The sequence below is a fragment of the Sphingobacterium sp. UBA7249 genome, assembly GCF_002472835.1.
Classification (GTDB): Bacteria; Bacteroidota; Bacteroidia; order Sphingobacteriales; family Sphingobacteriaceae; genus Sphingobacterium; species Sphingobacterium prati.
In genome coordinates this window covers 421,021-433,909 of sequence record NZ_DKST01000015.1, presented here as the reverse complement: position 1 = coordinate 433,909, position 12,889 = coordinate 421,021, and the positions used below count along the sequence as shown (strand labels likewise).

At 39.8% G+C, this 12,889-nt stretch carries 8 protein-coding genes; 4 read left to right on the top strand and 4 right to left on the bottom strand.

Features of this window, described 5'->3' with window-relative positions:
- Window positions 1–13: 13 nt before the first annotated feature.
- Window positions 14–829: a patatin-like phospholipase family protein gene (locus B4A24_RS12565; protein WP_172394313.1), complete on the bottom strand. Its 816-nt coding sequence runs from the start codon at window positions 827–829 to the stop codon at window positions 14–16.
- Window positions 830–939: 110 nt separating this feature from the next.
- Here B4A24_RS12565 and B4A24_RS12560 point away from each other — a divergent pair, with 110 nt between their 5' ends.
- The 3 genes from B4A24_RS12560 (at window position 940) to ppk2 (ending at window position 6,676) form a co-directional block, all read left to right on the top strand.
- A complete protein-coding gene (locus B4A24_RS12560) occupies window positions 940–1,644 on the top strand; it encodes a DsbA family oxidoreductase (RefSeq protein WP_293945365.1) in 705 nt (234 codons plus the stop codon).
- Window positions 1,645–1,713: 69 nt separating this feature from the next.
- Window positions 1,714–5,256, top strand: coding sequence for a chromosome segregation protein SMC (gene smc / locus B4A24_RS12555; protein ID WP_293945363.1), 3,543 nt, complete (start codon window positions 1,714–1,716; stop codon window positions 5,254–5,256).
- Window positions 5,257–5,866: 610 nt separating this feature from the next.
- Window positions 5,867–6,676 carry a polyphosphate kinase 2 gene (gene ppk2, locus B4A24_RS12550; RefSeq protein WP_293945361.1) on the top strand — a complete coding sequence of 270 codons (810 nt, stop codon included), beginning with the start codon at window positions 5,867–5,869 and terminating at the stop codon, window positions 6,674–6,676.
- A 75-nt stretch (window positions 6,677–6,751) separates the two neighbouring features.
- Here the strand turns inward: ppk2 and pckA are convergent, their stop codons facing one another.
- Window positions 6,752–8,368, bottom strand: coding sequence for a phosphoenolpyruvate carboxykinase (ATP) (gene pckA, locus B4A24_RS12545; protein ID WP_293945359.1), 1,617 nt, complete (start codon window positions 8,366–8,368; stop codon window positions 6,752–6,754).
- Window positions 8,369–8,613: 245 nt separating this feature from the next.
- On the opposite strand from pckA, the gene B4A24_RS12540 reads away from it, so the two are divergent.
- Entirely contained in the window at window positions 8,614–9,450 is an 837-nt protein-coding gene (locus B4A24_RS12540) for an MBL fold metallo-hydrolase (protein ID WP_293945358.1), read from the top strand.
- A gap of 80 nt (window positions 9,451–9,530) precedes the next feature.
- On the opposite strand, the gene B4A24_RS12535 is transcribed toward B4A24_RS12540, so the two are convergent.
- Complete coding sequence (locus tag B4A24_RS12535) at window positions 9,531–10,403, bottom strand: hypothetical protein (protein ID WP_172394319.1); 873 nt, start codon at window positions 10,401–10,403, stop codon at window positions 9,531–9,533.
- Window positions 10,404–10,579: 176 nt separating this feature from the next.
- A complete protein-coding gene (locus B4A24_RS12530) occupies window positions 10,580–12,847 on the bottom strand; it encodes an aconitate hydratase (protein WP_293945357.1) in 2,268 nt (755 codons plus the stop codon).
- Between the last annotated feature and the right edge of the window lie 42 nt (window positions 12,848–12,889).

The following is a 12,889-nucleotide window of genomic DNA, read 5'->3' as shown; positions in this document are numbered from 1 at the left end:
AGCGCGCAAACTGTTATCCTATTTTGGTCTTATTTTTAAGAGCGTTATCGATATACTCCCGTCCTTTTTGAACTAAAAATTCAGCGCGGTGATAATCCCATAAATTACAGATATTGTATGGGATGTCCACAACGACATCCGGACGGTATAGATCAATAATCATACGGCTCATTTTTCTACGCATCACATAATAGGAAGCCTGTAAAATGTCCAAAGAATTGGATGTTTTTGTATCGAGCTTTTTGATAACAGAATATTGTTTATCAGGTTTCGACTCCAGGTTGACGGCAATAATTAAATTTTCTTTTTTTGTAACATGATTGATGGGCAAAGGATTAAGTACCCCCCCATCTACATAGACATGGGTATTATCTTCTACAGCGGTAAAGACAGCAGGTATCGCGATAGAGGCCCGAATAGCATCATACATACTTCCAAAATCCAATACAACTTCTTCTTCATAGTTTAGGTCTGTCGCAACGGCCTTAAATAAAATGGGGAACGTTTCGATATTGGCATCAGGAATCACCGATTTCAATGCATTGAACACTTTGATCCCCTTCATCATCCCCAACCCCTTCCAGCTGAAATCCATCATATTGAAAACCGATTTCTTTGTTAAATTAAACATCCAATCTTCCAACACATCCATCTTTCCCTGGGCGTAAATGCCACCGACCAATGCTCCTATGGAGCAGCCGACTATTTCATCTATCTCAAAGCCCATTTCCTCTAATTTCCGGATAACACCGATATGTACCAGTCCTCTTGCTCCGCCACCTCCAAGGACAAGTGTTACTTTACGATTCAAAAAATCTTTCTCTGACATATGCTTAGACCCGCATTATAATGATGTTGACATTGGTACAACAATGTAATCCGATAATCACCGTTATAATATGTATTTTTGATTACAATATACGGAGTAAATTAAGAAATATGAAGATAGAAATTTGGTCGGACATCATTTGTCCTTTTTGTTATATTGGTTTGACAAAGCTTGAGTTGGCCCTGCACGAAACTGCAGATGAAGCACAAGCAGAGATTACCTGGAAATCCTATCAGCTCAACCCCGATTTTCCAGAAGATGCGGCGGGAATGCCTACGTACGATTATCTCGTCCGAACAAAAGGAATGAGCATGGATGACGTGGTGGCGATGACAACACAGCTCAGTGAGCAGGGGAAAGAATTAGGTATTGCGTTAAATTTTGATAAAGCGATCGTTGTAAATACCAAAAAGGCACACCGCCTTATTCATTTTGCGCAGGCGCACAACAAAGGAACAGCATTAAAAAAATCATTATTCAAAGCACATTTTACCGATGGTTTGGATGTCAATGATAATCCTACCCTTACTGAACTGGCTAGACTAGCAGGCCTTCCTGAGCGCGGAGTTCGTGAACTTTTGGATTCCGACAATTATGCTTACGATGTCAGTCAGGATATTCAAGAAGGAGTCAACCTTGGCCTTCGCGGTGTGCCTTTCTTTGTGTTTGACCGTAAATATGCAATTCCTGGCGCACAGCCCATGGAGGTTTTTCACAACACAATAAAAGAATGTTTGGCGAGCCAAGTCACCCCGCTGCAACAAAGAGGTGAAGATGGGCCTTCTTGTGATCCTGAAACCGGAAAATGTGAGTAAAGAAAGAAAAAAGTTTTAGTTTAATTTACTATTTTCGCAAGCTTATAACGACAAACAAATTTGGTATAAATGCAGTTAACCAAACTAGAAATAAAAGGATTTAAAAGTTTCGGGGACAAAATCACGATCAACTTTAACGATGGTGTCACCGCTATTGTTGGACCAAACGGATGTGGGAAATCCAATGTAGTGGACGCAATACGCTGGGTACTTGGTGAACAAAGTACAAAGATGCTACGTTCCGATAAAATGGAGAATATTATTTTTAACGGAACGAAAAACAGAAAACCAGCCAATCTCGCCGAAGTTTCCTTAACCTTCAACAACAATAATAATATTCTCCCAACGGAATTCTCGACCGTCACGGTCACCCGTAAACTATTCCGCAATGGCGATAGTGAATACCGTTTGAATGACGTAAAATGCCGTTTAAAAGATATCACGGATTTATTTTTGGATACGGGAGTTGGTGCGGATAGTTATTCCATCATCGAATTGAAAATGATTGATGAGATCATCAACAACAAAGACAATTCGCGTAGGAATCTTTTTGAGGAAGCCTCCGGAATCTCAAAATATAAGGTCCGTAAAAAACAGACACTAACAAAATTAAGAGATACCGAAGCAGATCTCAGCCGCGTAGACGATTTACTCTACGAGATCACAAAAAACCTCAAATCGTTAGAAAATCAAGCAAAAAAAGCAGAGAAATATACCTTGCTCAAGCAAGAATACCGTCAAAGCAGCATTGATCTCGCTTATTATAGAATTGCTGATTTTTCGACAGAGCTTGACCGGCTTCAAACACAGGAGTCTAAAGTTCAGAAAGACGCCGCAAATTCTCAGGAATTGATCCTGAACGCAGAAACACAATTGCAGTCGTTGCGTCAGGTAAATTTGGAGCAGGAGAAAAATCTTTCCGTACAGCAAAAGGCAACACAGGAGTTTGTGAACAAAATCCGTGGCTATGAATCGGAAAAAAAGATCAAAAATGAGAAAGTAAAAAATCTTCAGGACAAAGAAAATAGATTAAATCTGGATATCAATAGCGACAAACAACAACTTAATCACGTTCTCTATACGATAAAAAGGTTAAACGAGGAGTTGTTTGATGAGCAGAATAAACTTGATTCATTAAAAGACAACCTGGAGTCCAATAAATCTGAAGTCGATGCCTTACGCGGTCAGCAACAGTCTGCTAAAGGCAAATTGGATATCTTTAACAAAAGTAATGCTGAACTCCAAGCCAAAATTTATAAACTGGAGAAAGATCTAGCTGTTTTTAATATTCAAAAAGAAGCCCTTCTTCAGGAAGCTGTACGCAATAGCGCGGATACCGAAGCAAAGGAAACCGAGCTAGTACAATTCGACAATGCTGTAGCTGAATTGGAAGGTCGTGTGGAGGCCCAACAAGCACAGTATGAATCGGCCAATGCGCTTGAGGAAGAGCTACAGGCGCAAATTCTTCAATGCCAAACAAATCTGGAGGAGTTTAAAGCGCAGCTTGCGAAAGACCTCAGGTTAGTTGATGCCAAACAGAATGAATATAACCTGACAAAATCTCTTATTGACAACTTGGAGGGGTTTCCAGATTCCATCCGATTTTTAAAGAAAAATGCAGGCTGGAAAAAGCAACCACCGCTGTTCTCGGATGTACTGTTCTGTCAGGAAGATTATCGCGTTGCAATTGAAAATTACCTGGAACCGATCATGAACCATTATGTTGTCGAAACACAACAAGATGCTGTTCAAGCAATCCAGCTACTGAGTGATGCCGCAAAAGGTCGAGCTCATTTCTTCGTATTGGAAGCAATTGATGCCGCGGTTAATTCTCCCGTCCCTCCAAATAATAATCTCATGTCTGCTTTGGATGTGATCACCGTGGATGAAAAATATAAAGCTCTTTATACCCTACTCCTTCAGCATGTCTATATATTAAAGCAGGAAAGTGAAAAGGAACTGGAACAAGAGCTACCGGAAACAGGTCGAGTGATTCTGCAAAAGAATGGTCGCTATGCCAAACATCATTTGGGACTTTCGGGTGGATCGGTCGGATTATTTGAGGGAAAACGCATCGGTAGAGCGAAAAACCTCGAGGTTCTCGCACAGGAAATTAAAACGCTCAATCAAGAGATTGCAAAACTTGAAGACAAGATAACAGCCGAAACAGCGCGCGTGGAGGCTTTACGCAGTAACTCGCAAAAAGAACGCATTGATGAACTCCGTTTTCAACTCAATAGACTTAACAATGAGCTGATCACGGTAAAAACGAAACAGGAGCAATACCAGTCTTTCATCAGCAATTCGCAGGTCCGTAAAAGAGATATCCAGGAAAAAATTGCAGGTATCGAAACCGATCTTACTCTTGCCGAACCTCAGCTGCAGGAATTGCGCGTACAAAAAGATCAGAGTGTAGCCGAGCTATCGGAATTACAGGATCAATTCCATGAAATTTCAGAGATTTTGAATGAAAAATCTATCGCTTATAATCAGGAAAATATCAGCTATCATCAGCAATTAAATAAAGTTTCTAACATTACAAAGGATCTGGAATTCAGAGAGACCCAAAAAGATGATTATGAAATCCGTATCGAGCGAAATAGCGTCGAACTTGTTGAAATACAAGAAGCATTGCGCACCACTATTCCGTTTGAGGACGAAGAAGATGCGGATTTGATTGCCATGTATGAGCAAAAGATTGCATTGGAAGACGGTCTAAAGGAGCTGGAAGAAAAGTACTATGCAGACAAGCAACAGATCAATAATCTGGAGGATGCCCTCACTCAGCAACGCCGATCAAAAGAGCAGAGTGATTTTCTTATCGGTGAGATTAAGGATAAGAAAACCGCCTTACAAATTGATCTCAATACGCTAAAGGAACGCCTCTCCGTAGAATTTAATATCGAACTGAAAGACCTGATTGAACGTGAAGATGTACCAGAAATTGCGGAAGATCAATCCACCTTAGCGGCAAAATGCAGTAAACTCAAAAAGCAGCTTGATGAATTTGGAACGATTAATTTAATGGCCAAAGAAGCCTTTGATGAGATGAATGAGCGCTATGACTTTATCAATAAAGAAAAGGCAGATCTGATCGAGGCAAAAGGTTCTTTAATGGCTACCATTAAGGAGATCGACGACACCGCCAAAGTGCAGTTTATGTTTACTTTCAATGCCGTAAGAGACAATTTTATTAAGGTGTTCCGCTCATTATTTAATGAAGAGGACAGCTGTGACCTTGTCTTGACTGATCCAAGCAATCCGTTGGATTCAGATATTGATATCATTGCTCAGCCAAAAGGAAAACGTCCATTGTCAATCAACCAGCTTTCGGGAGGTGAGAAAACGTTGACTTCAACAGCGTTATTATTTTCACTCTATCTTTCAAAACCAGCACCTTTCTGTATTTTCGATGAGGTAGATGCACCTTTGGATGATACGAATATTGATAAATTCAATAATATCATTCGCGATTTTTCCAAAAACTCACAGTTTATCGTTGTATCCCACAACAAGAAAACAATAGCAAGTACTGATATTATCTATGGTGTGACCATGGTAGAACAAGGGGTCTCGCGTGTTGTTGCCGTAGATTTAAGGGAAGTAGCATAAACATATAGATATAAAAAAATAGCAAAGCCCTGCAATTTATGTAGGGCTTTTTTCCGACTCATAGTTTGCTTGCCATTAATCAAATTCCTAGTCACCACGAAGTATTCGTCCTGTCATTATAGTTTGTTTCTTCTAGTCTAGTAAAAAAATAAAAAGCCCAGAGTGGGGAACTCTGAGCTTTCGTTAGCCATATATTAACCTATTTTATGAAAAGTATTTGTAATTAAAACGACGCTTGTTTCAATTAATTATATGCTTGCCAATCCTTTAACATTTTTTAACATTTACACAATATCGCATCGAGTAAATGGCATATTTTAGCTACAAATCCAAATCAGCAGACATTAAGAACGAACCCATATTGGATGAACAATTTATGAGAAATAATAAAGCCCGAAGTTGAGAACTCCGAGCTTACCTAACCAATTATTAACCTAAATTTATGAAAAGTCTAATTTCTACTCAAAGCAATATTTTGTATCACTTTAGTTTATAACGTTTACTTTTCCATTCATAGTACATGCACTGATCGGATTTATCTCAATTTTGACATTATTTAACATTTCATTAAGTAACTTTAGTTGAATAAACTTAAAATCAAAATATATTTATGGCAGAATACGATTTAAAAGAGCTTCAAAAAATCCGTCAAAACAAAGATGTACTTGATTATTTAGAGCAGCATGGAATTATAGATATTGAAAAATTTAACGATGTCTACGACTATGAAAAAGAGCTCTACGAGCTACAGGTTAGCTTGCTCAAATTACAATATGACATTATCGAGAAAGGAAAGCGTGTCGTTATTATATTTGAGGGTAGAGACGCTGCTGGAAAGGGAGGTACCATTGGTCGTGTGACGGAACATCTCAATCCCAAAAAGGTACGAGTGGTAGCATTACCTAAGCCTACTCCGGAGGAAAATGGACAATGGTATTTTCAACGATATATTAAACATCTGCCAAATGCCGGGGAAATAGTAATTTTCGACCGTAGTTATTATAACCGTGCTGTGGTAGAACCTGTATTCGACTTTTGTACCAAAGAACAGTACGAATTATTCATGAAACAAGTGCCTGAATTTGAAAAGCAGCTGATTGACGATGGTATTATATTAGTTAAGTTATTCCTCAGCATTAACAAAGAAGAGCAAGCTGAACGGCTGAAAGAAAGGCAAGAGGATATTCTAAAACGTTGGAAGGTTGGAGTTTTAGATCAGCAGGCGCAGGAAAAATGGGATGTTTACACGGGTTATATTAAAAATCTCTTTAAAACAACGGGGACCAAAAAATCTCCTTGGTTTGAGATTGATAAAGACAATAAAAAGAAAGCCCGATTGGCTTCATTTCGGGTAATTATCAATGCAATTGTCGGTAATGAACAAGAGAAACTAGATTCATTTGTCAATAAGTATGCGTAGATCGTATCTTTATAAACTACCTCTAGAAAGACGGTATCTTTCTAGAGGTGCTTTATTTACAGTTTGTTCGGTATTTTAGGCCAGTACTGTTGTAACAATCCTGGGGCCAGCCATTTTTACTGAAGCCGGCATCTCATTATCGAATTTTTCAAAGTTTTCAATAAACAGTTTTGCCAAACGTTTGGCCTGCATATCATAAGCTTCATTATTATTCCACATTCCCCTGGCATCCAGGATCTGTTCAGGGACAAATTCACCGCAGTTTGTTGGATAATCCAATCCGAAGATCTCATGTTTATTAAATCGAGACTCCAATAATGAACCGTCCATTGCAGCGCGAATTAAAGCCCGGGTATAGTTCAATTTAATCCGACGTCCGATACCGTATGGCCCAGCAATCCAACCTGTATTGACCAACCATACTTTAATATCAGGGTTCTGTTCCAATTTAGCGCGCAGTAAAGAAGCATACTTCGCCGGATGTAAAGGTAAGAATGCCTGGCCGAAACAGGTGGAGAAAGCTGCTGTGGGTTCTTTTACACCCACTTCTGTACCGGCGACTTTCGCTGTATAACCACTCACAAAATGATACACAGCTTGATCTACCGTCAACAGGGAAATGGGCGGCAATACACCAAAGGCATCCGCTGTTAGGAAGAAAATGTTTTCAGGGGCATTACCCACGCCAGACATTTCAGCGTTTTCCATAAAATCTATCGGATAGGAAACCCGCGTATTCTCTGTTTTACTGATATCATCATAATCTGGTCGGTCAAACTCGTCCAAAACAACATTCTCTAACAATGAACCAAAACGGATGGCATGATAGATCTCTGGTTCCTTCTCCTCCGTGAGCCCAACACATTTTGCATAACAACCACCTTCAAAGTTAAAAATACCTTTTTCGCTCCAACCGTGTTCATCGTCACCGATCAACTTTCTATATTTATCAGCCGATAGCGTCGTCTTGCCCGTCCCAGAAAGTCCGAAAAATAAAGCCGTTTTGCCATCCTTGGAGGTGTTTGCTGAACAGTGCATAGATAATACATTATATTCTAGTGGCAAAATAAAGTTCAGGATAGAAAAGATACTTTTCTTGATTTCACCAGTATATCCAGTCCCTGCAATCAATACTATTCTTCTTGTAAAATTTATTGCTACAAAATTTTCATTACGGATACCGTAGTGCTGCGGATTCTCAATTAGTAATGTTGGCGCAGCTAGTATCGACCATTGTGGTTGATGATTGATATCCTCCGCCGGTCTCAAGAACAGGTTATTCGCAAAAATGCTTTGGTATGCTGTCTCTGTAATAACACGAATGGATAATTGATATGCTGGGTCCGCCCCGGCAGCACAATCCCTAACATAAATTGTTTTCTTGCTCAAGTGTGTGCCAACCATCGAAAATAATGCATCAAAATTGGTCGGAGTCATGGGCTGGTTTATTTCTCCCCACCACACGGTATCCTTGGTCAGGGAATCCTCGACCAAAAAACGGTCTTTGGGAGATCTTCCAGTAAATTTTCCTGTATCAGCAGCCAATGCTCCAGTATCAGATAGTTTTCCCTCTTGATTCGCTAGAGCATGTTCAACCAGCGCTGAAACAGGTAATTGATAAAATACAGTTCCTGTATGATCAATTTTCAAATATTTCAAATCAGGCGCGTTTCCAATGTTACCCTTTTTCATATTTTTTGTTTGTTTTAAAATGTGCCCAAAGTTAAAGGCAAATTTCGCTAAAAACAAAACTTAATTATCTTAAAATCAAGCTTATTGTACAAAAAACACAAAAACAACAAGTTCACTAACAGCTACTTATGAAGATAAAAAAAATTAAACTTTTTAGCATATTTTTTTAGCAAAATAGTATTGTGTACTGTTCTTATCATGTAGATTTTTCGTAAATTGTTCCAAGCTTTACAAATATTAATAAGATGAAATTACACGCGATAGAAACTGGTTTCTTTAAATTGGACGGGGGTGCCATGTTTGGAGTAGTCCCAAAAAGTATCTGGAATAAAACAAATCCAGCCGATGCCAACAATATGTGCACATGGGGAAACCGTTTACTCCTCGTCGAAGAAGGTAAAAGATTAATGTTGGTAGACACGGGCCTTGGCGACAAACAAACAGAAAAATTTTTCAGTCATTATTATCTACACGGCGATGCCACACTAGACAAATCCCTCAAGAGCATAGGTTTTGACAGAAATGATATCACAGATGTCGTTCTGACTCATTTACATTTTGACCATTGTGGTGGTGCAATAATCCGTGAAGGTGAAAAATTATGTCCCGCATTTAAAAATGCCAACTTTTGGAGCAATAACGATCATTGGGCTTGGGCAACAGCTCCAAATGCTAGGGAGAAAGCGTCTTTTCTAAAAGAGAATATTCTTCCAATTCAAGAAAGCGGCCAGTTGAAATTCGTTGAAGATGTGGAGGAACCATTTGGCAAGGAGATCGATATTCGTTACGCCCATGGTCATACCGAAGCTATGATGTTGCCACAGATTCAATATAAAGGAAAAACAATCCTTTATATGGCGGATCTATTACCTTCTGTTGGCCACATCCCCATCCCCTATGTCATGGGCTACGACGTGAGACCTTTAATTACCATGGATGAACGCAATACGTATTGGAATGAGATCGTTGACAATGAATACATTCTGTTCCTGGAACATGACCCAATGAATGAATGTTGTACCTTACAACATACAGAGAAAGGAATCCGAGTGAAAGATATATTCAAATTAAGTGATATTTAGAACTCTCAGATTGCATATTAAATGCTACTACTCAAGATACAAATAAGAAGGGNNCCCTTCTTATTTGTATCTTGAAATCGTTAGAATCTAAAGCCCAAAGCCCAGTAGTTTTCAAAAAACCAGATCTGTTGTGTCGCTTTGTCCACACCTCTTCTTCCCGTTGTACGGATATTGTATAAATCTGTCCAGCCTGTCTTAAAGTTCCCTTGCAGGTAAAGGCCTTTATAAAAACGATAATGTAAACCAACTTTTGCTGACGCACCGTACCCAGCAATATTCCAAAAATGATTGGCCCCCTCACCAAAGAGATGTACATCAGATCGTGGTATCAAAAGTCCGACATCTACACCGGACTCCATGGTAAGCACCTGTTGACCTTTACGATTGTTAATGATATCATCGTAGCGTTCTAATCCTACAGAGGCAAAGTTGTAGCCATCTGTATGTTCAAATGTTAGCATCGCAGAATCCACGGTAATCATTTCGCCATTGTATTGTCCAGCCCGGTTTCCCGTCGGTATACCAGGATTTGAGATTTCTTCGCCGATATAACCTGTGATCTTAACCTGCTGTGGGATATCCATTACATATTTCATGTGATCCCAACCTAAAGAGATGGAATAGTTATCTTTGATATAATATCCAAAATGCAAATTGAATTGCGGAATTGTTAACCGACTAGGATCAAAATAGGTTGCGCCAAATTTCGTCGGACGATCTCCCGCTTTTACATCATGAAGGATGAAATCATAGTTTGGGCCTGTGAAATGAATGTCAGATTTCGCATAAGAAGAAAAGTTATATCCCCAAAAGAAGAAAAACTTCCCTTTATTACTTTCCGTCCTTAAATTCTTTGGCTTAAAAATGCTTTTTCCTATCTCGGGATTTTCCTGTGCAAATAAACTCGAAACACCTAGTGCAAGTGCTCCAATTGTCAAAAATATTTTTCTCATATCAGCGCTAAAAACGTTGGGCAAAAGTACCCCCATTCTATATTATAACCAAATAAATTAGATGGAAAATAGGAAAATATGACGAAGATCACAGAAATGTTCCCTGTCTTGAGCTCACAAAAAAAGCTGCTTTCGATGAAAGCAGCTTTTCTATTAAACTATTTTATAAAGTCAATTTATTTCGCTTGATTCTTACGAATGATATTCAAAGCACCACCGGCTTTAAACCATTCGATCTGCTGCACATTGTAGGTGTGGTTTGCCAAGATCTCCTCTTGCGTTCCATCTGCATGGTGCAAGACAAGAGTCAATGGTTTACCAGGAGCAAACTCAGTCAAGCCAAGGATATCAATCGTATCATTTTCTTGAATTTTGTTATAGTCATCCTTGTTCGCAAAAGTTAAGCCCAACATACCTTGTTTTTTCAGGTTCGTCTCGTGAATACGGGCAAAAGATTTAACCAATACTGCGCGAACACCCAAATGACGAGGTTCCATCGCAGCATGCTCACGGGAAGACCCTTCACCATAGTTCTCATCTCCTACCACAATTGATCCGATATTATGAGCTTTATAGTCACGTTGCGTTGCCGGAACAGGACCATATTCACCTGTCAATTGATTCTTGACGTTATCGGTTTTCTCATTGAAGAAGTTAACCGCACCAATCAGCATATTATTTGAGATATTATCTAAGTGACCACGGTATTTCAACCAAGGACCAGCCATAGAAATATGATCCGTCGTACATTTACCTTTTGCTTTGATCAATAGTTTCAAACCTTTTAAGTCTGTACCTTCCCAAGCTGCAAAAGGTTCCAATAATTGGAGACGGTCTGATGTCGGTGCTACGTCAACAACAATAGCACTACCATCTGCTGCAGGAGCCTGATATCCCGGATCATCGACAGCAAATCCTTTTGTTGGTAATTCATCTCCCACAGGAGGATCCAACTTCACTTGCTCACCTTTATTGTTCGTTAATGTATCCGTAACAGGATTAAAGCCTAAATCACCGGAAATTGCAATTGCAGCAACCAATTCTGGCGAAGCAACGAATGCATAGGTATTTGGATTCCCATCTGCACGCTTTGCAAAGTTACGGTTAAACGAGTGAACAATCGTGTTTTTCTCTTGTTTGTCCGCCCCCACACGATCCCACATACCGATACATGGACCACAAGCGTTGGTGAATATCGTCGCGTTAAGATCTTCGAATGTTTTTAATAAACCATCACGATCCGCTGTAAAACGAACCTGCTCAGAGCCTGGGTTGATACCAAATTCAGCTTTGGTGATCAATCCTTTATCAACAGCTTGTTTCGCAATAGAAGCGGCGCGCGACAAATCCTCATACGAAGAGTTTGTACAGGATCCGATCAATCCCCATTCCACTTTCAATGGCCAGCCATTCTTATCGGCCTCCTCACGCATGCGTGAAACTGGTGTATATAAATCCGGCGTGAATGGACCATTCAATGAAGGTTCCAGTTCCGAAAGATTGATTTCGATCAATTGATCAAAATATTGCTCAGGATTAGCATAGACTTCAGCATCAGCTGTCAAATGTTGTTTAATGGTATTGGCAGCATCCGCAACTTCAGCACGGCCCGTCGCACGAAGATAACGTTCCATGGACTCATCGTAACCAAATGTTGAGGTCGTAGCACCAATTTCAGCGCCCATATTACAGATTGTTCCTTTACCTGTACATGATAGGGACTCTGCTCCTTCGCCGAAATACTCCACGATAGCGCCAGTTCCCCCTTTTACAGTCAAGATACCAGCAACTTTTAGGATAACATCTTTTGCTGCTGCCCAACCACTTAATTTACCGGTTAATTTAACACCGATCAATTTGGGGAATTTTAGTTCCCAAGGTAAACCTGCCATCACATCACATGCATCAGCACCACCTACGCCAATGGCTACCATACCCAGACCGCCTGCATTTACGGTATGTGAATCGGTACCAATCATCATACCACCCGGAAATGCATAATTTTCCAATACAACCTGATGGATAATACCAGCACCGGGTTTCCAGAAACCGATACCATATTTATTTGAAACAGAGCTCAAGAAGTTAAATACTTCTGAACTTTCGTTTTTAGCACGAGCTAAATCTTTATCTGCACCTTCTTTAGCCTGGATCAAGTGATCACAGTGAACCGTAGAAGGAACTGCTACCTTGGGACGTCCAGCCTGCATAAATTGCAATAAAGCCATTTGTGCAGTTGCATCTTGCATCGCTACACGATCAGGAGCAAAATCAACGTAAGAAACGCCGCGTTTGTAATCTTCTGTCGCATTACCATCCCAAAGGTGGGCATATAAAATTTTCTCAGATAAAGTCAAAGGTTTGTTTACCACCTGACGAGCCGCAGCAATGCGTTCATCATAACGGCTATACACCTTTTTAATCATATCTACATCAAAAGCCATATCTCTCTTATTTATGTTATTTAATTAAGTTACTGAAACCCT